This window comes from Methanolacinia petrolearia DSM 11571 (genome assembly GCF_000147875.1).
In the GTDB taxonomy this organism is placed as follows: domain Archaea; phylum Halobacteriota; class Methanomicrobia; order Methanomicrobiales; family Methanomicrobiaceae; genus Methanolacinia; species Methanolacinia petrolearia.
The window spans coordinates 1,181,260-1,202,572 of sequence record NC_014507.1 but is presented as its reverse complement, the minus strand read 5'-3'; the positions used below and the strand labels follow the sequence as shown (position 1 = coordinate 1,202,572).

General features: G+C 46.7%; 18 protein-coding genes. 5 read left to right on the top strand and 13 right to left on the bottom strand.

Annotated elements, in window-relative coordinates:
• The first annotated feature begins 5 nt into the window (after positions 1 to 5).
• Entirely contained in the window at positions 6 to 2,078 is a 2,073-nt protein-coding gene (locus MPET_RS05955) for an acetate--CoA ligase family protein (protein ID WP_013329111.1), read from the top strand.
• Between the two features lie 642 nt (positions 2,079 to 2,720).
• Here the strand turns inward: MPET_RS05955 and MPET_RS14810 are convergent.
• The 3 genes from MPET_RS14810 to MPET_RS05945 all read right to left on the bottom strand — a co-directional run bounded on the left by MPET_RS14810 (position 2,721) and on the right by MPET_RS05945 (position 4,403).
• A complete protein-coding gene (locus MPET_RS14810) occupies positions 2,721 to 3,044 on the bottom strand; it encodes a type II toxin-antitoxin system HicA family toxin (RefSeq protein WP_013329110.1) in 324 nt (107 codons plus the stop codon).
• A gap of 3 nt (positions 3,045 to 3,047) precedes the next feature.
• Complete coding sequence (locus tag MPET_RS05950) at positions 3,048 to 3,260, bottom strand: type II toxin-antitoxin system HicB family antitoxin (RefSeq protein ID WP_013329109.1); 213 nt, start codon at positions 3,258 to 3,260, stop codon at positions 3,048 to 3,050.
• Between the two features lie 156 nt (positions 3,261 to 3,416).
• A complete protein-coding gene (locus MPET_RS05945; RefSeq protein WP_013329108.1) occupies positions 3,417 to 4,403 on the bottom strand; it encodes an AEC family transporter in 987 nt (328 codons plus the stop codon).
• A 144-nt stretch (positions 4,404 to 4,547) separates the two neighbouring features.
• On the opposite strand from MPET_RS05945, the gene MPET_RS05940 reads away from it, so the two are divergent.
• Positions 4,548 to 8,654, top strand: a complete 4,107-nt coding sequence (locus tag MPET_RS05940; protein ID WP_013329107.1) for a HEAT repeat domain-containing protein — start codon at positions 4,548 to 4,550, stop codon at positions 8,652 to 8,654.
• A 19-nt stretch (positions 8,655 to 8,673) separates the two neighbouring features.
• On the opposite strand, the gene MPET_RS05935 is transcribed toward MPET_RS05940, so the two are convergent.
• From MPET_RS05935 to MPET_RS15305, 4 genes are all read right to left on the bottom strand, one after another.
• On the bottom strand, positions 8,674 to 9,495 hold the full coding sequence (locus tag MPET_RS05935) for an esterase/lipase family protein (RefSeq protein WP_013329106.1): 822 nt from the start codon (positions 9,493 to 9,495) through the stop codon (positions 8,674 to 8,676).
• A 101-nt stretch (positions 9,496 to 9,596) separates the two neighbouring features.
• Positions 9,597 to 9,860: an RNA recognition motif domain-containing protein gene (locus MPET_RS05930; protein WP_013329105.1), complete on the bottom strand. Its 264-nt coding sequence runs from the start codon at positions 9,858 to 9,860 to the stop codon at positions 9,597 to 9,599.
• 162 nt (positions 9,861 to 10,022) lie between these two features.
• A complete protein-coding gene (locus MPET_RS05925) occupies positions 10,023 to 10,694 on the bottom strand; it encodes a YczE/YyaS/YitT family protein (RefSeq protein ID WP_013329104.1) in 672 nt (223 codons plus the stop codon).
• A 48-nt stretch (positions 10,695 to 10,742) separates the two neighbouring features.
• On the bottom strand, positions 10,743 to 10,907 hold the full coding sequence (locus MPET_RS15305) for a hypothetical protein (RefSeq protein ID WP_187287588.1): 165 nt from the start codon (positions 10,905 to 10,907) through the stop codon (positions 10,743 to 10,745).
• 224 nt (positions 10,908 to 11,131) lie between these two features.
• Here MPET_RS15305 and MPET_RS05920 point away from each other — a divergent pair, with 224 nt between their 5' ends.
• A complete protein-coding gene (locus MPET_RS05920) occupies positions 11,132 to 13,219 on the top strand; it encodes a cation:proton antiporter (RefSeq protein ID WP_013329103.1) in 2,088 nt (695 codons plus the stop codon).
• 448 nt (positions 13,220 to 13,667) lie between these two features.
• Here the strand turns inward: MPET_RS05920 and MPET_RS05915 are convergent, their stop codons facing one another.
• The 5 genes from MPET_RS05915 to MPET_RS05895 all read right to left on the bottom strand — a co-directional run bounded on the left by MPET_RS05915 (position 13,668) and on the right by MPET_RS05895 (position 18,289).
• Complete coding sequence (locus MPET_RS05915; protein WP_013329102.1) at positions 13,668 to 14,285, bottom strand: DUF4276 family protein; 618 nt, start codon at positions 14,283 to 14,285, stop codon at positions 13,668 to 13,670.
• Between the two features lie 6 nt (positions 14,286 to 14,291).
• Positions 14,292 to 15,539, bottom strand: coding sequence for an AAA family ATPase (locus MPET_RS05910; protein WP_013329101.1), 1,248 nt, complete (start codon positions 15,537 to 15,539; stop codon positions 14,292 to 14,294).
• A gap of 577 nt (positions 15,540 to 16,116) precedes the next feature.
• The gene (locus tag MPET_RS05905; protein ID WP_048130693.1) at positions 16,117 to 16,458 is read right to left on the bottom strand and encodes a nucleotidyltransferase family protein; all 342 of its coding nucleotides are present in this window, start codon (positions 16,456 to 16,458) and stop codon (positions 16,117 to 16,119) included.
• Between the two features lie 238 nt (positions 16,459 to 16,696).
• Positions 16,697 to 16,912, bottom strand: coding sequence for a hypothetical protein (locus MPET_RS05900; RefSeq protein ID WP_013329099.1), 216 nt, complete (start codon positions 16,910 to 16,912; stop codon positions 16,697 to 16,699).
• Positions 16,913 to 17,239: 327 nt separating this feature from the next.
• Positions 17,240 to 18,289 (bottom strand): AI-2E family transporter, encoded by a 1,050-nt coding sequence (locus MPET_RS05895; RefSeq protein ID WP_013329098.1) that lies wholly within the window; start codon positions 18,287 to 18,289, stop codon positions 17,240 to 17,242.
• A 225-nt stretch (positions 18,290 to 18,514) separates the two neighbouring features.
• Between MPET_RS05895 and MPET_RS05890 the strand changes: the two genes are divergently transcribed.
• Positions 18,515 to 20,290 carry an ABC transporter substrate binding protein gene (locus MPET_RS05890; RefSeq protein ID WP_013329097.1) on the top strand — a complete coding sequence of 592 codons (1,776 nt, stop codon included), beginning with the start codon at positions 18,515 to 18,517 and terminating at the stop codon, positions 20,288 to 20,290.
• Here the strand turns inward: MPET_RS05890 and MPET_RS05885 are convergent.
• On the bottom strand, positions 20,287 to 20,805 hold the full coding sequence (locus tag MPET_RS05885; RefSeq protein WP_013329096.1) for a DNA-deoxyinosine glycosylase: 519 nt from the start codon (positions 20,803 to 20,805) through the stop codon (positions 20,287 to 20,289). The genes MPET_RS05890 and MPET_RS05885 overlap by 4 nt on opposite strands.
• 157 nt (positions 20,806 to 20,962) lie before the next feature.
• Here MPET_RS05885 and MPET_RS05880 point away from each other — a divergent pair, with 157 nt between their 5' ends.
• Positions 20,963 to 21,277 carry a hypothetical protein gene (locus tag MPET_RS05880; RefSeq protein WP_013329095.1) on the top strand — a complete coding sequence of 105 codons (315 nt, stop codon included), beginning with the start codon at positions 20,963 to 20,965 and terminating at the stop codon, positions 21,275 to 21,277.
• Positions 21,278 to 21,313 lie beyond the last annotated feature (36 nt).

The following is a 21,313-nucleotide window of genomic DNA, read 5'->3' as shown; positions in this document are numbered from 1 at the left end:
TTTCAATGTCAGAGAGAATGTTAAGCGAGGCTGCGGGTTACCAGCTGCTCAGGGATTTCGGCGTACCTGCCCCCAAATTCAAGATTGTAAAGAGTGCAGAAGAAGCCGCAAAAGCGGGTGCCGAGATCGGCTACCCTGTCGTAATGAAGATTGTTTCCCCGCAGATCGTTCACAAGAGTGATGCCGGCGGTGTCATCGTGGGAGTTACCGGAAAGGACGCCGCACGGGATGCATATAATAAGATAGTCGAATCGGCAAAGGCCTACAACCCGGACGCCCAGATAGAGGGAATAATTGTTGAAGAGATGGCAAAACCGGGTCTGGAGCTGATTCTCGGCGGAAAGACGGACCCTGCATTCGGCAAGGTAATCACGTTCGGAATGGGCGGCACTCTTGTCGAGCTCATGAAAGATGTCACCCTCCGCATACTCCCGGTAGACGAGGACGATATCAGGACGATGGTCACCGAGATCAATGCCTACCCCCTCATCTCAGGATACCGCGGAATGAAACCGAAGGACGAGGAAGCGCTCGTCGAGATCATAAAATCGGTCGCGAAATTCTTCGAAGAGAGCGAGAATGTAAAGGAGTTCGATATAAACCCGCTTCGTCTCTATGAAGAAGGAGCCTGTGCGGTCGATGCCAGGATAATCATCGATGACGACTACAAGCCCCCGGCCAAGGCAGAGAGAAAGACTGTTCCGCCGGAATATTTCAACCCGAGATCGGTGGCAGTTATCGGTGCTTCATCCGATGCGAAGAAGATGGGATACGCTGTCATGCATAATCTCCTCCACTTCCCCGGCCAGATCTACCCGGTAAACAACAAGAGGAGCGAGGTACAGGGCCTTAAGGCGTTCCCGACGGTGAGCTCGATTCCGAGTCCTGTCGATCTCGCCGTAATCACGGTCCCGGCTCTTCAGGTCCCGAAGATCATGCAGGAATGCGGAGAGAAAGGTATTCCGCTGGTTGTCGTAATCACCGCCGGTTTCAAGGAGACGGGAACCGAAGGAAAGGCGCTCGAAGACAGGATGCTCGAGATCGCCCGGAGCTACAATATAAGGATCGTCGGCCCGAACTGCCTCGGCCTGATCATTCCGCCACGCGGACTTGATACGACATATGTTCACGAATCGCCGGATTCCGGCGGAATCGCGTTCATCTCACAGAGCGGTGCGATAATCAATACGGTCGTCGACTGGAGTCTGAAGAACGATATAGGATTCTCGGCGGTATTCTCGGTCGGAAACCAGTCTGACCTTGACTTTATCGATTACCTGAGATTTGTCGAGCAGGACAAGAACACCAAGGCGGTAATTCTGTACGTGGAACAGCTGACCGACGGACGCGAGTTCATGGAGGTCGTATCCGAGGTCGCGAAGAAGAAGCCGGTAATCGCAATCAAATCCGGTTCTTCGTCGAAGGGCCAGGCAGCGGCATCATCACATACGGGATCGCTCTCCGGTTCTTACGAGGTGTACATGGAAGCCTTCCGCAAATCGGGCGTAATCCCGGTAAGGGCGCTCAGGGGTGCATTCGAGGCCGCCGAACTCCTTGCGGCACCGGCATCACCAACCGGAGCACTCAAGGGGACAAGGGCTATCGTCATCACAAATGCAGGTGGTTTCGCCGTATTGTCCTCCGACTATGCCGAGATGTACGGAATCAACATCATCGATCTTCCGAAGGAGATCATCGAAGAGCTCAACACATTCCTGCCCGACTACTGGAGTCATGCAAACCCGCTGGATCTTCTCGGCGACGCATCGGAGAAACGCTTCACCCAGGTATTCGACGTTCTTGCAAGACATTCCGATCTCTGGGACATTGCCTTCGTGATCGGCTTCCCGAACCTTGTTCTCGACTCCGAGCACTTTGCACAGGCGATCGTCAACTTTTCGGAGAAGACCGACAACCCGGTCATCGGCACACTCCTCGGAGGAGAGTGCATGGAAGCAGGTATAAAACACCTCAAGGAATCCGGAATCCCCAATTTCGACGATCTCGAACAGGCATACAAGGTCGTCGGCCGTGTCGTCTGGCAGAGATGCAGAGCGAAGTCAATTGGACTTCCCTGAACAGAAAATATCTCCGTACTTTTTTTGAATTCCTTTTTCAGAGGTGACCGAAGGTCGCCATAGGTTTCGAAAGGGTGAAGCCCTTCGGTCGGCAAACAATGCAGGGCGAAATCGATTGGACTTCCATAAATCAAATTTTCGGGGTTTCGAAAGGGGCAAAGCCCCTTCGGTCGGCAAACAATGCAGGGCGAAATCGATCGGTTTACCCTGAACAGAAAATAATTCCTTCCTTTTTTTGATTTTTATATAATTTTTTTAATTGAGTTGATCTTTGTGAGGGCGGAAGCCCCTTCGGGGCAGCCCCCTGCTTAATTCGCTACGCGAATTTGCGCAATCGCGATAGCCCGGCCTGGACGCTACCCATCCGGGTAGCCTCGGCCGGGGAAAAGGAAATTTAGAGATCTTACTGAAAAGAAAAACGGAGCCAGAGGGACACTTGCCTGTCCCGATGGCGACCTATCGCCATGAGGGGGAGGGCCTAAGGGAGGGGGAATCATCCCCCTCCCTGAATTACCAGAAGATTCCAGAACTTTTTCAGAATCTCGAACGATCAAAATCCCTTTAGTTGCTTCATCCGGGAAAATGAAATTTAAAGATCCAACTGAAAAGAGAACCAGAGCCGGAGGGAAGAATGCCAGTCTTTCAAAAACTAATTTTCACGAATGGTGACCGAAGGTCGCCCGGGGTTTCGAAAGGGCGACAGCCCTTCGGTCGGCGACAATATCGCAATAAGGGGGAAGGATATAATAGTTCTATAAATTCGTCTCTTGTAAGTCCTGCCTGTCTAATGATGCTATTTATTGTTCCTTTTGAAATTTCCTTGTGGTTTGGAATAGTAAGCCTTCGATAGGGTTCTGTGTCCTGCCTCAGGATAACATAGCTACAGGTCTGATGGCCGATATTGTAACCGATTTTATTAAGTGCTTTTACTACTTCAAGATGAGATAATACAGGTAATTTTGGCATATATCAGGCGCTAATTTCCACGGTTTCTTCATATATTGACGGGGGGATCGGTTCGTTGTGTTTCTTCAGACTTTCCAGGTACCCTTTTGCAGCGTCCTTTATGTTTTCAAGTGCTTCGGCTCTGGTTTTTCCCTGAGATATGCAGCCCGGAAGAGACGGGCATTCGGCGACAAATATTCCGTCTTCGTCCATTTCTATGATCACTCTGAATTTCATCTGACCTGATTTCACCTCTTTTGAGTTTTTAACTTAATATACGTTTAAGCATTATTCAGTTAGTGTATTATTACGATTTCTGCAATAATAAATCTGTTATGCGGGCATGAAGAGTCTGTGTAAAATACCGGACTGCACTCCCTGAATCATGACTCCTTAAACAGAAATCAAAAGAACGGCTACAACCGGAACAGTGATCAGGCTCAGCAGAGTCGAGATGAAAACACCTTTTGAAGCCAGAGTTGAATCGACATCGTACTCCTCGGCCAGGAGAACGGAATTCGCGGCGACGGGCATCGATGCCAAAAGAACCGCAATCCCGATAAAGAGCGGATCTTTCACGAAAGGCGTAAGAACGAGATAGACAGCGAACGGAATCGCAATAAGTCTCAGGAAGCTAATGAAATAGATCCTGAGATCGCCGAACATCCCGGAGATCGGAAGAGTTGCAAGAAGTGCACCGACGACCACCATCGCAAGCGGTGTCGTCAGATCCCCGAGGATCTGGAGAACGTCGATAAACGGGGACGGTATCGAAAATCCGGTGAAAAAGAATACCAGACCGGTCAGCGACGACAATATTCCGGAATTCAGGAACAGCTTCGGATCGAGAGATTTCCCCATATCCGGCCTCAGCATCAGGATTCCTGCCGAGAATACGAGAAGACCGAACGGAAGCATTACAAGAGACGTGTAAAACACCGCACCGGTACCGAAGATCGCGGCTGTAACCGGAATTCCCATAAACCCGAGATTGGAAAAGACCAGCATGAACTTCATCACACCGATCTCGTGGATATCCTTTGAGAGAAAACGGGGAATCGCAAATGCGAAAGCGAAGGAGATCAGGTAATAGACCGCCGCTACCCCAAACATCTCGATCGTACTGCCGAAGGTCTCCTCGGTAAGGGGGATCTGCATTGAGACGATAATCAGGCATGGAAGAGAGATATTCACCAGAAAACTCGAAAGGCCCTTTGCACCCTGCCTGTCGATCACCTTCATCCTGTAGGCCGCATAGCCTATCGCCATCATTATAAAAAGTATTATAATACTATTCGTTATCTCAAAGAAATCCATGAATGTGGAGAAATATTCAAGGTCGAATGTAATAATCGTTCCTGACAGGGAAAGTTCATTCAAATAAATAATAATTATCCGGAGGAATGAGAGTAACCGGTCTCACAGTCCCGTCCGTCATGCGCAGATCTCTTCTTTAGGAAACAATAGCATCCTGATTTCAATCAAAAGTATAATGACACCATTCATATATAGATTAAATAAATTGTGAACGAAAACACCGCCGAACTCCTGAATCTTTTGGAATCCGGAAACAAACGAGAGCGAAGATCTGCGATCGAAGGACTGAAAAAGATCGGGAAACCCGCATCCCTGCAGCTTTTAAATATCCTGAACAGCGAAAATCCTGATATCCGGGACGGCGCCGCAGAGATCCTCGGCACATACAGCGAAGGAGATATCGATACTTTTCTGAAACTTCTTGCCTCGGGAAAGAAAAATGCAAGGGACGGTGCTGCAAGAACAATCGCATACATCATAGGCAACGGCGGGAAGATTACAACTCCTCTTTCAAAGATGATCAGGGACGGGACACCCGAAGCCAGAAAAGGCGCCGCCATATCCATCGGCTATATCCATAACCCGAAGGCCGATTTCGTCAACATGCTCTTGTATATGCTTAAGGACGACGAACGCGAAGTCAGGAAACAGGCAGCAGAATCGCTGAAAAAACTGAACTGGACTTCGGTCAACCCTGTCGAGATGGCCTTCTTCTATATGGCCGACGAAGACTGGGACAAACTGGGAAAGTCAGGGCCGTTCGCACTTGAAGCGGTAAAATTCGGGCTAAATAATCCCGATTCCGAAGTGCGAATAAAACTCGCCGGGATTCTGGCAGGGACGAAAGGAAATGAATCCAAAAAAATTCTCCTTTCAATTCTGGGAGATCCCGATAAAAAAGTCAGACTGGCTGCGATCGATGCAGTCGCCGAAACCCGTGACCCGGAACTCATGAATTATCTTGCCGGCGCCATGTACGACCGCGATTACGACGTCCGGGTGGAGACCTCATGGGCACTCCGAAAAGCCGGATGGAGACCAGCAAGCTACAACGAAAAGGTCAGGGCGCTTATCCTCCAGGGCGACTTAAGGGAGATCGAACTGATGGGCCGGACGGCACTCACTCCCCTCATCGAAAGTCTCGGCGATACGGATCACAATATAAGAAAAAATTCCGTAAAGGTCCTGTATTCCATGGGGAAACCGGCATATGAGGCCCTCAGGCAGGCAGAAAACAAATCCTCACCTGAGATCAGTGAAGGAATACAGGAGGCCCTTGAATATTTCAGCACCAACGAAAAGGAATCCGCGGAAAAAACAGGAAGCGATTCGGCATCAGAGAACGAGATCAGGGAATATAATTCCAGGGATTACTGGCATCACGCTTTCATTGAGAACGGCTATAACCAGGAGATGGCTGAAAGGTTCTCTGCCTCTCTTTCCGGCGAAGACGACATCATAAGAATAACGGCTATCGAAAATCTCAAAGGGCACGGGAAGAGAGCCATCCCGATCATGATCCTTCTCCTGAACGACGAAAAGGAGAACGTGAAGACCGTCGCCATCGAATCGCTCGGCGACCTGTACGCGAAAGATGCCATCGAATCGCTCGTAAAGACAATCGAAGACGAGCATCACGAGGTCAGAAGGGCTTCTGCCTATGCCCTCGGAAAGATCCGTGATAAAGGAACGCTGCCAGTTCTTGTCAGGCACTTTGCAGACCCCGACGAGAACGTACGCAACGAGTGTTCCGAATCGGTCGCAAAGATGGGGAACATCGCCCTTCCCTTCATCGAAAATCTCGTATCACACAATGATCCGGATGTCAGGATAGCATCTCTCAGGGCTCTCGGCGGGATCAGCGATCCGTCCGGAATTCCTTTCGGGACCAAGGCCCTGAACGATTCCGAGTACAACGTCAGGATTGAGGCAATGGATGCCCTTGTCCGCATCAGCGGCTTCATGTTCAACTTCCTGATGAACGAGATCCAGAGGGTCAGCATCCAGGGGACCAAGATGGAGAAGCTGGGAATGCTCAGCGTTCTCTCAAGACTCCAGGATTTAAAGATCGTTCCCGTCGTCAAAAGATTCCTCGCCGACGACGACGAGGAGGTCCGGCGAAATGCATCGGAGATCCTCGAAGTATACAGAAAGAGAGAGATCAAGAAGGAGAAGGACAGGATTCGCGAGTACAGCAGGGAGACTGCCGACCTGCTGAAGAGGAAGCTGTCGCTAAAGGAGATCGACAGCCTTCTCGACCGCTTAATCGGTGCGGACGACTCCGCGACAATGGAGATCCTCGGGAAGAAGCTCTCGCAGAACGAGATCGAAGATCTGATCAGGGGCCTCAAGGCAAAGAAAGGAGATACTTCAAAAGTCCTCGGGAAGAAACTCTCGCAGGATGAGATCGACGAACTCATCCACCGTTCGGCCTATGTAAGCAATAAAAATACTACGGAACTGCTTGGCAAAAAGCTCAACCAGGACGAGATCGACGATCTCATCAAAAGGGCATCCTCGGAGAAGGAAGAGAATGCCGCGAAGGACATCAAGAAGCAGCTCACCCAGAACGAGATCGACGACCTGATCAAAAAGGAGCTCGCACTCAAGAAGAAAGCTGCAATGGAGGTCTCCATGCTTATCGTCGGCCTGAAGAGCAGCGATCCTGCAACAGAATCATCTTCGACTGCAAAAATTATAAAGATCGGCGAGCCTGCCGTCGAGCCCCTTCTCAGCTTCATGAACAACGCCGAACCGGAATTCCAGGCAAAAATTGCTGAAATCCTTATCAAAATCGGAAAACCGGGAATCAGGGGGATGATCAGGACACTTAACTATGGCCGGACCGAAATGAGGGTCGTCATTGCAAAGACCATCCTGAAGAGCAAAGACCCGGAGGCGGTGAATGCCGTATACGACAGGATCAAGAGCGAGAAGAACCCTGAGGTCAGGAAGGCACTCATACTCGCATTCACAAAGGATTCGAACGACAAAAGAATTCCCGACGCACTTCATTCCGCACTCGCCGATGCGGATCCCGGGGTAAAGACCCTGGCAGTCCGCCTTCTTGCAAAGATCAAAGACGAAAGGGCGATCGGCCCCCTGGTATCGGTCCTGAACTATTCCGAGGATACGCTCGCGGATCTTGCATCCGATTCGCTTGTCGGTTACGGAAAAGCGGCACAACCGATCCTCCTCAAAGAGCTGAAAGGGAACGGCAGCGACCAGTTCAGGGAGAGAATTGCAGCGACCATGGACAAGATGCAGTTCATACCGGCCGACAGTAGTGACATCGCGTGGTATTATGCGGCAAAGGGAAGATGGGACGAACTTGAGAAGTCGGGAGATTATGCACTCGAACCCCTCTCACAGATTATCGGAAACCCCTACTCCAAAAAGAGGACGGATGCACTGAAGACCCTGATCAGGATCGGCAGAACGAAGGCCATGCCATCCCTTTCAAAAGCGGTCTTCGATATCGATGAAGAGATCTCCCGGACTGCAAGGCAGGGGATCCTTGACATGGGCAGGAACGCGGTTCCGGCGCTAACGGAGATCGCTTCGAAGGAAAAAGATGCCGGGCGGCAAAGAGAGATCGAATCGATAATCCGGGAGATCGACCAGAAAGATCTCATTAAAAAATCTATAGAGACAGGGGACTGGAACGCACTTGCCGGGTCAGGACCGGTGGCGATCAAATATATCTCCGAAAGGACGGGCTCCGCCGATCCGGAAACAAAGAGACAGATGATCTCGGTGATCTCAAAAATCGGGGGAGAAGAGGCAGTCTGCCCTCTAGCTGAGATGCTCTTCGATAATGACGAGAGGATCGCGGTTACCGCACGGCACGGCCTGCTGAATACCGGCGGCGAAGCGATTCCGGAACTGGAAAAGATCTGCAGGGAGACCCCAAATCCTGCAAGACGGGAGGCTCTTAAATTCCTTATAAGAGAGATATCGAAAGAGGAGGAGATTGCAACCCTCGTTAAGGAAAAGAGATGGATAGAGCTCCAGTTAAAAGGTGAGGATGCAATCGACATGATCTCCCAACTGCTCGAAGATACGGACCCCGAAAACAGAATGGGAGCGACCAAAGTCTTTGCAGGCATCGATGATATCAGTGCCGTCCGGCCGCTTCTTCACTCGCTCTTCGACACCGACCCGGAGATCGTGGCGGTTGCGAACTCAGCACTCAAAAAAAGAGGAAAAACGATAATCCCGGTAATCTCCGTGGCAATTATTAAGGAGAAGAACCCTGCAAAAAAGAAGGCCCTCGCAGATCTTATCAGGGATATGGAATCAGTCGGCAGCTGAACCCGGACTTTTCACCATATCAGCAGAAGAACTCCGGCTCCGTATCAGGATCGGTGAGATACTCCATGATCCTCTCGATTACCTCTTTATTCTTCGGTAACATGATGTGACAGTAGCGGAAAGGCCCCGAGCCGAACCTCTCCCGGTCCTTAGGAATAATATCCGCCCCTGCGCCGGGTATGAACGAATCCACATGGGCGACGACGCCGTCGCCCCGGAACGTCGTATCCCATGAGCCGTCTTCACCGAATACCCAGGTTCTTCCGCTGAACGGGGGGAAAAACACAGGACAGCATTCTTCATTGGAAGATACGATCACCCTGTACATGATATCGTCACGTGTGCCCGACGCACGGATCTCCATATTCTCCGGGCTTCCCGGACGAAGGCCCTGCACGATCAGGTCTTCTTCCGGTTTGTATTTTCTTGGAACGAACACGCCCTCGAGGTTCCTCAGGACCTCCGGGCCGTGGACGGGATCGTTGAAGAGCTCTGCCATCGACGAACCGTTGCTTGCAGGACCTATGCCGATGAAAGACCTGACCTTCTCCTCTCTCGATACGCCGTCGATCACCTCAAGCATGTACCTGACGATGAAGCTGCCGGTTGAATGGCAGACGATATCGATATAATCATAGTAACCGAGTCTCCTCCGGGTATCCCGGATATAATCGCGGAGAGCCACTGCGATCGCGACGGGCTCTGATTTCTCCATTCCGGTAAAACTGAAATTCCAGTAAGGTATCGATTCATCTTCGAGCTTTCCTGCAAGATCTTTCCAGATCTCCGGGCCGCTCTTCCAGCCGTGAACAAGTACTACGGGATACCTTTCAGAGGTCACAGAATAGTATCGTTCTTTGGAACCATATCTTTGACGGATTTGCAGGACAAGAATCCGGTGTGCGTCAAATAATCCGGATAAAAAAAAGATTTTCAGGAGAATTAATATCTTCTGTTGAAATCGCTTCTCGGGCGCGGCGGGCGGGCTTCATCAATCCGCATCGTGCGTCCTTCATACTCTGTTTCATTAAGGGCGGCCATTGCCTTCTCGGCCTCTTCGGCCGAGCCCATCTCAACGAATCCAAATCCTTTACGTTCAATAATTCTAACGCTTTTAACGTCGCCATATTGAGAAAACAATTCTTCCAACTGTTTTTCAGTTACCGAGTATGTCAGATTGCCGACATACAACTTACTGGTTTCCATAAACGGTCTCCACTAACTAATGGGCACTAAGATTAGATAAACTATACCTTTATTCACGCCAAAAGGGTATTTTCTCAGTTGTAACGAGAGAAACCGGAAAAAAAGGGTACGGGTCTGAAGTCCTCCGGTGATCAGTTGGCAAAGAAGAAACATTATGAAAGATCAGTTGTCCCGCTGGAAACGATAACGCAGGGGACTGAAAAATACAAACAAGGCGCTTATCGCCGTTATTATGTACCCTACAAGCAGTGCGGAGATGAGTGTTCCCTCCCCAAGACCTTTCAGTGTTCCGAAGAAAAAAAACGAAATCGCTCCCGCGGTGCAGCAGAGCGTCGTATCGAATGCGACTTTGACCGTTCCAAACCTTTTCCCCGCTTTTTCCGCGATTATCCTGACAACTGCGTCGCCCGGATAGACAAAAGTGCCGGATGTTATCTCGAGGTAGACTCCGAGTGCAAGAACGACGCATCCCGCAAGGAGCGTGATAATTTTCGCCGGGTAAAATACCGGATCGACAAAATAAAAGATCAACATCCCGAGATCGATGAAAAACCCGAGGATGAGCCCGACGAATACCTGGAGAGACTGGATCTTCGGAAAATTCTTTCCCAGGATTATTACCTCTATAAGAAGAAAGAATACCCCCAGGAGGAATGCAAATTCACCGAAAGTTACAGGGAATACCAGACAGAGAACATAAGGGACGCTTGAAATCGGTGACGTCCCGAGATACGATTTTGTAATCAGGCTTATGCCGAGGCCCATAAAAAACAGCCCCAGGATTAAGGTAGAATACCTGGTAAAAACTGATTTTTGATCTGTTGTGCCGGCCATTTTGTGTGAGTTCCCCTGACAGATCTGTCCTGAAAAAGCATAAGGATATCACCGGCTTTCCTCCGGGCACTCGTGCTTCTCCCTGAAAAGCCGGTCTTTCAGCAGGAACGGTGTAATTATCGTGCAGATCAGGCTGGCCATAATAATCGATATGAACGCATCCTGCCCGATTATTCCCATCGAAAGGCCTACAAGCGCTATGACCATGGCCATCTCGCCGACGGCGACGAGAAGAAGGAGAGCGATCTGGAATTAAGCATTAACAACGGGCAACGGGTCCATCGGTTCATATTATTTTACAGCTTATAGAAAAATCCTCCTTTCAGGATACCGCCAATAACTTTTCAGGCAGGGAATGACCGGAGAATTCCCGGTCAGGAATCATTATCAACAGGAAACCGAATTATTTAGAAGAGAATAATTTTTGAGTGACGATTATGACGGGAACAGATGTAGAGAGTATTATATCGATAATACTTCTCCTGCTTTTCATCGCAATCTTCGCAGGAATACTATTCAAAAAGATAAAAGTGCCCTATACAATCGGCCTGTTCCTGGCAGGTTTTGTAATTACGGCGATATCCCGGAACATTTCAGGAATCGAAAACCTCTTTGATTTCATACTATCATCAGAAATTATACTCTTTCTCTTTCTGCCGCCCATCGTCTTCGAAGCTGCCTTTCATATCAACAAGAGGCTGATGTCCGAGACTATTGCACCGATACTAATTCTTGCAATTCCCGGAGTCATCTTCTCGGCACTGATTGTCGGCTTTATAGTCGGATATGCAACCCCGGTGCCGCTGATATATGCGATGCTCTTCGGGGCCCTGATCTCGGCAACCGACCCTGTCTCGGTCATAGCGCTCTTCAAAAACATAGGAGTTCCTGCAAGACTTACGACTATTCTCGAAGGCGAAAGCGTATTCAACGATGCATCGGCCCTTGTCACGTTCAGCCTTGTTCTCGGGATAATTAGTGTGGGAACGTTCGATCTCTATACGGTTGTCTACGGAACGGAATGGATATTCTGGAGCTTCTTCGGCGGAATCCTCACGGGAATTTTCACAGGCATCCTTATCGGAAGTCTCATTGCACTGTCCGGGAAGGATGCAGTCATATCGTCCGTTATAACGATGATAATCGCATATGCCTCCTATCTCATTGCGGACTCGCTATTCCAGGTGTCCGGAATAATTGCGGTGCTTACGGCAGGACTCATTGTCGGCTGGTTCTCCTCGATCTGGCTGAAGAAGGAGGAACGCAATGGACTGTCGGATTTCCAGGACTTTTTCGCATATCTTGCAAACAGCCTCATATTTCTCCTGATTGGAATTACAACCGCCAACATACTGGCGGTTTACAGCTCCGAAACCGAACTCCTGCTCCTGATTCCTGTCGCACTGGTCGCGGTTTTCATATCGAGAGCCGCGGTGGTCTATATCCTTTCGGGTGTCATGAATCTCTTCAAAGGCAGGGGTTACATCCCGCTAAATTACCAGCATGCACTTTTATGGGGAGGGCTCCGCGGTGCCGTTGCACTCGCACTTGCGCTCTCGATCAGCGAGAATATGCCGTACAGGGACGAGATCGTGATGATGACAGTAGGGGTCGTCCTGTTTACCGTTATCGTCGAGGGGACGACGACAAAACCGCTTACAGCGAAACTTGGTCTCGACCGGCCGAGCAATATCGCGTTATACGAATATTACAGCGGAATCATCCATGCAAAGACCGCCGGTCTTAAAATTCTCGACAGACTTGAAGCACGGAATAAGGTGGAACCAGTGATCGCCGGCAGGATCAGGGATGAGTATTCCCGTGAGATTGCAGATGCCCGGAACAGCATACAGGAAATTTACCGGGATATTCTCCCGGATGCCGAAGTTTTAAAGAAATTCCTGTGGATTCGGCTGATTATGGTTGAGAGGAGTTTCTATGAGGAGTTTTATGAAGGCGGTTATATCTCCGAGATCGTTCTTGACGAGATGAGGCATTTCATCAATCTCAGGCTGGACGATGTAACGGCAGGAATTGTACCCCCGCGTGATATTCTCAAACCTGATTCCCCGGAATACAGGATCTCTATGAAAACAGCAGCCGTCCTCTCGGGGACATTTAAGAATTCCCATTTTGCCAAAAACCTGCGAAAGTTCATACTTACAGCCGAATACCAGAAATATATTGTATTGAGTTCTGCGGCCGCGGAGGTGGAGGGTGCCATGGACATTATCACTTCCGAACTGGATTTCCCTGAAAAAATGCTGGAAGAGGCCGGAAATGAACTGCACAGGATCTCGGAGCGGTCGGAGAAGAGAATCGCGGAAATTGCCGCAAGGTACCCCGGGCTTTCAAAAGATATCGAGGACTACTATTTCCGGCTTTCTATTATGATAAAGGAGGAGGCTGATTATTCGAGCATGAAGGAAAAAGGGCTTGTCTTTCCGAATGTCTATCATAAACTTCTTGAAAAGATCGAGAAAGAGAAAGCCGGGCTTGAGGAACATATATTCAATATTGTCTGAAGTGAAGGATTCACCTTTTTCTGAAATCGTCATTCTAATCTGAATCCTTTCATTAGAGATTGCAAATTTGGAACCCCTCCACTCCACGAGTAAAGAGAGATCGCCGACTATCCCAACAAAAAATGTGTTGCAATTGATGAAAAATTTTACAAAAAAGAAAACCTCATTGGAAACCCTGAAGATTACAAAAATTCCCGGATCTATGAAGCCGCGACCAGGAAGATTGAGAACATAGAATCTTCAGCATAAGATCAAATCCCAGTCTTCAGCAAACCCTGCGCAATACTCACTTCGCATGCTCATGAACTCCGCCCAGATTTCAAGGATTTACATTGTTGTGAGAGCTTGGCTCAAGGAATATCCACTTATGATTATTCTCGGCAGGAAGGTTTAGAGATGTCAAAACAAAATTTACCACAATGAAAAACCAGGATTGAAAAATTGTATTTTATCGGAATAGACCAGGTTGTCCGACACATGCACAGACTCCGTCACAAAATTCCCGAAAACTAAGAGAAATATTTCTTTCTGCAATCATATGCCGTGAAATTCTGCCTGCAACCTCCAGTTTTGGCATTTTTCCTGAATACTCCTTCTTTAAAAGATGGGACAATTTTTCTGACGGATCATGAATTTTATCAGGGAATTCATAACCCTTCTTTGCGCAGAGACTTTTGGGAACAGATGAATATGCGGAAGATAAAGCATGTATATCTCCAAAAAACCATGCTTCGAGCTCTTCAACAACGATGCGGTTAACAACGCGAAAAGATTTACAATCGGTGGTTTTTGTAACAAGACCGGCATTAGCAACAATCTGTTCCAATTTAAATTTTAGCTCAGTGCAATCCTGATGATCACTATCTATTAGGACTACAATCTTATGAGAAGACAGTGGCTCATGATGATATGCACGGAGACGATTCGGCAGTTTTCCAAGCATATCTTTTTTCCCGCGAAATGAAAACACATTACATTCAGTGCCGTTAGGTAGAATCTGAGGTAAAATAGTACCCAAAGTAATTTTGGCAGACTCTTCCTCTGTAAAAAAATCGATAGCAGTCAAAAAGAATTACTCCATAGGAAGACGCGTTTGGATTGTTCTCCCGGGTACTCCCTGATTCACCAGTGGATCACCCGCTGTTAATACCCCTTCCATCCATAAAGAGCCAATCAAAGCTCCTTCCTGATAAAATGCCATTGCAGCCTCCATATCAGAGACACGAACCACACATGTAAACCCATCTTCATCACGGTACAAAACACGCACCTCATCAGGATATAACGAATCTACAAAATATGGAGAATGAGTTGTCACAAAAATCTGCGTATAGGAGGATGCAATTCTAAACTCCTCTGCAAGACCCGGCAGAAGACGAGGGTGCAATTGATTTTCCGGTTCTTCAATACCAATCATCTGTGGTGAATTAGGAGTATACAACAAAACCAGATATGCCAATAGTCTGAGTGTCCCATCAGATGCATATTTAGATAAAACAGGATCTTTAAATGGTGCATCTTTAATCATCAGACAAAGTCTTCCATCTGCCAGAAACTCTGACCTCACAGATTCCAGACGTGGAACGCGTATTGCTAGTTTTTGAAGAATATCCTTTAAAATCCCAGGTTCACTCTCAGAAAGATATTGAATGACATTCGCCAGATTATCCCCTGAAGCAGATAACCGTTCTTCAGGTCCGGCATCAGGCGTGCCGCGAGTATCGTTCACCGAAAGGTAAGAAAGGTTCCAGTCAGTAATAAATCGTCGAAGAGCATTCACACGGGGGTGCTTCGCAAACTGGCCCAGTGTACTTACAGCAAGCATATCCGGACTGGACAATCGCTCTTTAACACGTTCGGCAGACTTATCCGGATTATCACCGCTAAGAACATAACCCTCGCCATTATGAAAATCTAAAAATTTGAACGGTTTTCCTTTTGAACCACGTCTCCATTGAAGCCACTCCTCACTCACAACCGGGAATCCTCTATCGTCCTCTGCAATTTCCAGATGATAAGTAATCAAAGGAAAATTTTTCGCCTCACGGTATTTCAGTTCTATTACTATTTTTTCGTCTTTACCAACACCCCTTGATCTAAGCTCCTTAAACCTCCCACGCTTATTCCATGCACCTTTTAAGCCGGACTGAAAACACTCTGATAAAAAAGCGAAAACATCAAAGATTGTTGATTTGCCGCTCCCGTTAGGGCCAAGAAAAACCGTAAAAGGGGTAAGTGACTTCAATTCAAGATCACGTAATGTACGATAATTTTTTACGGTGAGTTCCTCAATTCGGGGAACGGATGCTTCCGGATTCATTACAATTTCCTAGTTTATCTTATAGATATCAGAAAATTGTATTTATTTATATAAATAAACTATTGAATTTGAAAATTAGCTTATATGAAACTAAAAATTATCTCATAATTTGATATCTCCTTTAGATTACTCAAAAAGCTCTCAAATTGACAAAACCATCCCAAAAGAAAGTAACAATCATCAGGAAACCTGAAGAGTACAAATAGTCCCTGATGCATGGGGCAATGACCGGGAAGAGAAAATTTTGTCAATGAAGGAAAAAAAGAAGAAAAGATCCTGTAAGTTTTTAAATGGTGATTCATAGGGGAAAACCAAACCGTGACAAATTGTCCCGGTTTGAGAATGTCTGATACTGTCGACACGGAACAACCCTTCATGCTTCTACAGTCAGAAAGGCTAACTGAAAGGATTGGGGTTCATGAATCATCAACAGATATTTTGAGATCTGCAAGTTAAATAAATTCATATTTCAGAATTTAAATTTGATTTGAAATCCAATTCGGAGAAATTATGGTTTAAGCAATTTTTGCATCTCTGAGAAATGCAAATTAAAATTGCTCAGTTTAGCAGGTAAATATCACACCCGTACAGGAATGCCTGCACTATACATTACAACATCCGCCAAAACGTAAGGTCTGATATAAGGACTAAGATACTTCTCCAAGACAAGTTCGACCCTCCTTCCTAACAGATTTTCAAGATATTCGAAAAGATCCAGAAACTTCCGGATTCCGATAGCACCGTGCCTAAATGTATAAAGTACATCGATATCGCTTTCAGGCGTATCCTCCCCCCGGCTCACGGATCCGAAGATCCCTATCGTTTCAATGTCGAACTCCTTCTGGAGGTAAGGCAGCTCGCGCTCAAGTTTTCTCAAGACATCTTCACGTATGCTGACATAATTATCGCTCAACTGCATAACCTCCCGGACAAACTTATGATATTTACTTTCTATGCCGGAAATCGTAATAGAGATTTCTCAAAAACGTTCATGAAATAAAGGATTCATACACTGTTTCATGTAGATAACAACGTGATTTTCATGTTAAATCATCATAAACGCATAGAAATAAATCAAAGCCCGAAAAAAGGATTTTTGATGAACACCGATCAGGTGTCAAAACATCATTTGTGAACTCGCATAGATCTCCTGAGAATCACCCCTCCACGACTTCAAAATACTTCAGCGCCGCAGGAGCATGGGCCTTTATCTCTTCGTAGAAATATGTGCCCAGTGCCGCGTCCGAATCTGCAATCGACTGTTTCAATGTCCGGACAAGCCATCCCTTTAAAGTGCCTTCGCTGTCAAGAGAGTTCATTACGACGACGACGGCCTCATCAACTTCCTGTTTGTTTCTCCAACGGTATCCCATTTTTACACCTCCGGGAAATGATGTAATGTTTTCCTGAAGATATTTAGATTTTATTGAGGTGTCGGGGTTGCAATATCCCAAAATTATTTTCATATATCAAGATTCAGCATCCACACATCCCAAGGTATAGAACGAGATTTCCTTCTGAAAAAAGCCATTCAGAACATGCCATGAGCTTATGACATCTCTCGGCTCAGGGGATACCCGTCTATCCCCTGAGCGGCATATCGCCACGAAGAGGCCCCGAGGTCGGGGCCGATCCGCGGGTCTGCAGGGCGGCCCGCGGCGAGGGGTTGCCTGCTATAAAAGATGAAAAAAAATTAAAAATTATTCTTCCTCAACCTGCCCCGGATCGTCGAATCCAAGCAGGGTAGTTATCCATCTCGTGTCCGGACTTCCCTGCAGGAGAGCGATAATTATTACAGTGAACGGAACCGAGAGAAACAGTCCCACAGGACCTAAAATCCACGACCACAGGATGATCGTTACGATAACGATCAACGGCGGGATCTGGAAACTGTCTGCTGCAAATTTGGAGAATACGAAATTTTCGACCACCGCATTAATTATGCAGATGCCTACAATCACTACGACCGCACCCCATACCCCGAGCTGAAGCCAGGCGAGAAATATCGCGGGGATTGAGACTATTATCAGGCCGACATACGGGATGTAGCTTAAAATAATCGCCATAAGACCCCAGAAGACCGCCATATCGATCCCGAGAATATACAGCATTCCCCCGAACGACGCCCCGAGAACCACATTCGTCTTGGTCTTTACGACGAGCCATTTGATGATATTAGAGATAATGACTTTTACATTCTCGACCTTACCCGAGCCTTCCCCGTAAACTTTTTCAATCCTTCCCGGCATTTTGTGCACTTCAAGGAGAGCAAAGCACGTTATTACAAGAATAAAGAAGAGATCCATGGCAAGCATCGATCCTCCTGCGACGACCTCAAGAAGCATCTTTGAAATTGCATTCCAGTCAGGTTTCAGAACAGATGCAACCATATCTCCTGAAATATTGAACCTGGCTAAAATATCCAGCAACTCCGAGAGTCTCTCTGTCAGAAGGTATTCGTATTCCGGCAGTCTTGATATGAAAACGTACAGGGATTCATAGATCAGGAATACAAAACCCAGAATACAGACGATATAAATAATTATAATTATCGTCACCGAGAGAATATCGGAAAGCCCGGCCTTATTCAGCCTCTTCATAATAGGAATTCCAAGGAGAGTAAGGATCACGGATATCAGCATAATATTTATGAAATACGCCGCACTTTTCATCCCGATCAGGATTACAAACAGCAAAGCGATCGACAGGAGAGGATAGAGCAGGTTCTTTAAATTTTCAGGAGTTCTCATCTTTACAACCAGTCCGATTATTAATATTTATCCGTGGCTTAAAAATAAATTCTGATTGCCATCCGGATTCTTCAGATCCACCTACAGGTGCCCGGCATATATGGAAAATCAATTAGAATAATTTTTTAACCATTACCGGTGCAATATTGATAATCCATATAGCAGTTATTTGGAGTTCAATAATTTAATAATAATATAATCAGAATTATAGGATGGGATTGATCAATGGGCAGATTCTGGGCGGCTGTTTTCTTTCTGTTAATAGTAGTGACTATTATTCCCGGCCACGGCTCATGCCTGGAAGAAAACGATCCGGATCAGATTCTATATATCAACTCATATGATTTCGATTTTTCATGGAGCAAACTCATGGCGGACGGAGTCCATGACGGTATCATTTCCGGTTTGAATGAGAGCGAAAAACCCGGGGTTTATGTTCTGACCGAGTTTATGGACTCAAAATTCATCTCTGACGACACTCATTTCAGGAACCTCTACAACCTTTACTCATACAAACTAAGAGACAACAGACCGGGGGTAATTATCGTATCGGATGACAATGCACTCAGGTTTATGAGAGAATACGGAGATGAGATGTTTCCGGGAGTGCCGGTAGTCTTTACAGGCATAAACGACTATGATTCGATTCTCGATGATCTGCCTGCCAATTATACCGGAATAATCGAGAAAATACCCATCGAAGAGAATATAGATCTTGTTCTCAGGCTGCACCCGGATTTGAATACGATCTACTTTGTGATCGACGATACATTCACAGGGAAAACCATCCGCAGACAGACCGAAAATATCACGAAAAAATATGAAAACAGGATAGAGATCAGGTATTCAGGCCAGGAACTGAGTACAGGGGAAATACTCCGTGAAGTACAGGAACTCCCGGACAATTCGGCCGTAATCTTCTTCACATATAGCGTCCTGAACGAAAAGGGGGATAAAATGTACCCCGATCGCTACATTATGACCCTCATGAACCAGGATCGAATCCCGGTATATACTGTAATGGACCAGTATAATGATCTGGGAGTTTCCGGCGGTTATCAGGAATCTGCTTATGAACTTGGGAAAATGGCATCACAGATGGCCATGGAAATCATAAAAGGGACCGATCCGAATGATATCCCTGTTGTGACAGATATCCCGTCCAAGATTGAACTTAACTACGATGATATCAAAAAATACAATATAAAAGACGGCAATATCCCGCCGGAAACCGAATTTTTCAACAAACCATCCTACATGGTTAGCATCCCGAAAAATTTCGTAACCGCGATAGTTATCCTGATATTGTCTCTTGCAGCCATCCTGCTGATCTCTCTTGTCTACAATAACAGGCTAAAGAAGACCGAGATCGAACTAAACGAATCTCTTGAAGAAAAAAACATTTTATTGAGGGAGGTCCACCACAGGGTAAAGAACAACCTTGCAGTTATAACAAGTCTTGTAGATATGCAGTTCATAAATTCAGAAAATGCAGAGACAAAACAAAAACTCAGGGATATGGGAAACAGGATAATATCGATGTCTATTATCTACGATAACCTTTCCCAGTCGGGAAATCTTTCAAAGATCAATATCAGGACTGTTTTCATGACCCTTGGAGAAAAACTTATCCAGGACTATAGTATGGGAATCGACATACATTTTGAGGTAACTGGTGACGACTGCCTGATCAGCCCCGACAAAGCGGTCCCTCTCAGCCTGGTAATTAATGAAATAATAGGCAACTCGCTGAAATTTGCATTCAAAGGAAAGAAATCGGGTGAAATTCGGATTAACTATACCTGTAAAGACAAAACCCTCAATATGAGAATCTCGGATAACGGAATTGGAATCGACCGGTCATATATCGAAGGTGAAACTGAATCCATCGGTCTTGACCTCATCAGGAACATCGTATCACTTCAGCTCAACGGAACAGCCGAGATCCACAGCGATGGCGGCACGATCTGGATCATCAGCCTCCCGGCAGACAATAATTAATCTTTTCTTCCCGCAAACCCGATGATTTTTTTCCAGTCCGATAATTTCTCCTCATACGTGTAGCCGGCATTTGCAGGACTTGTCGACATGAGAACCATTACGACAATATCCGGGTATTCCGGCAGATCGCCGTAAATTCTCCCAAACCATTTCCCCGCACCGGTGAAACCGTTTAATGCAATGCATTTTATTGTCGGATTTTCATGCAGGAAGCCGGGGATGTCATTGGGGACGACATCCTTTATTCCCGAATCGCTGCTGCCCTCCCTCGAACATCCGGATATAACATCCCATAGGGCAATTCCCATATTCAGGAGTCCGGCAATCCTTTGATCATACGGAAGATCGCGGTCTATCCCGAAAAGGGATTCCATTATATGCCAGAAATTGTTCCTCTTATTTGCATAGTATTCTCCCTTTTCAAGGGAGATGACAGACGGAAAACTCCCGAGAATCAGGACGGAAGGATCTTTTCCTGACAGCGGTCCCAGCCCAGGAGAAACATTTGGAGGCATATTAAATCATTATTGATTCTTCTTTCCCTTTGTATAGCCCTGCCGCCTGAGTGTATCTGCATCCGACCATGGACAGAAGATCCGGAAACAATCATTCACGGGCCGCTATTAAGAATGGTAAAAGAATATATTTCATGTAGTCTCTTCTATTTAATCAATGAAAACCGGGATCATCCTGATTGTGGCGATAATAATTACGGCGGCAGCGATCTGCCCGGCCGTTGCTGTATCAGTTGAAGAGATCGACACCGGATCACTGGACATTCCCGAACTTGAAGCGCTCAATTTTTCCGAAACTCCCCTTGGCAGTCTCGAATCGCTGCTCACCTATTCAGAGAGGCTGATAAAAGCTGCTGAAGAACTACTGGATTTTATAGGGAGTATATTCAGCATGCTCGGCATGGAAAACGACACAGATGTCGAAAATCTCCTGAATATACTTGACGAAGGAATGAACCTGACCAAAATATGAAGGATTGCAATATAATTGCCATGCCACGTAAATGAT

Excerpts from the sequence above, each read along its gene's own strand:
- MPET_RS05880 (WP_013329095.1), top strand. The coding sequence starts at position 20,963 with ATGAAAACCGGGATCATCCTGATTGTGGCGATAATAATTACGGCGGCA.
- MPET_RS05885 (WP_013329096.1), bottom strand. The coding sequence starts at position 20,805 with ATGCCTCCAAATGTTTCTCCTGGGCTGGGACCGCTGTCAGGAAAAGAT.
- MPET_RS05895 (WP_013329098.1), bottom strand. The coding sequence starts at position 18,289 with ATGAGAACTCCTGAAAATTTAAAGAACCTGCTCTATCCTCTCCTGTCG.
- MPET_RS05950 (WP_013329109.1), bottom strand. The coding sequence starts at position 3,260 with ATGAAATTCAGAGTGATCATAGAAATGGACGAAGACGGAATATTTGTC.
- MPET_RS05930 (WP_013329105.1), bottom strand. The coding sequence starts at position 9,860 with ATGGAAACCAGTAAGTTGTATGTCGGCAATCTGACATACTCGGTAACT.
- MPET_RS05910 (WP_013329101.1), bottom strand. The coding sequence starts at position 15,539 with ATGAATCCGGAAGCATCCGTTCCCCGAATTGAGGAACTCACCGTAAAA.
- MPET_RS05925 (WP_013329104.1), bottom strand. The coding sequence starts at position 10,694 with ATGGCCGGCACAACAGATCAAAAATCAGTTTTTACCAGGTATTCTACC.
- MPET_RS05955 (WP_013329111.1), top strand. The coding sequence starts at position 6 with ATGTCAGAGAGAATGTTAAGCGAGGCTGCGGGTTACCAGCTGCTCAGG.
- MPET_RS15305 (WP_187287588.1), bottom strand. The coding sequence starts at position 10,907 with ATGGCCATGGTCATAGCGCTTGTAGGCCTTTCGATGGGAATAATCGGG.
- MPET_RS14810 (WP_013329110.1), bottom strand. The coding sequence starts at position 3,044 with ATGCCAAAATTACCTGTATTATCTCATCTTGAAGTAGTAAAAGCACTT.
- MPET_RS05905 (WP_048130693.1), bottom strand. The coding sequence starts at position 16,458 with ATGCAGTTGAGCGATAATTATGTCAGCATACGTGAAGATGTCTTGAGA.
- MPET_RS05920 (WP_013329103.1), top strand. The coding sequence starts at position 11,132 with ATGACGGGAACAGATGTAGAGAGTATTATATCGATAATACTTCTCCTG.
- MPET_RS05890 (WP_013329097.1), top strand. The coding sequence starts at position 18,515 with ATGGGCAGATTCTGGGCGGCTGTTTTCTTTCTGTTAATAGTAGTGACT.
- MPET_RS05900 (WP_013329099.1), bottom strand. The coding sequence starts at position 16,912 with ATGGGATACCGTTGGAGAAACAAACAGGAAGTTGATGAGGCCGTCGTC.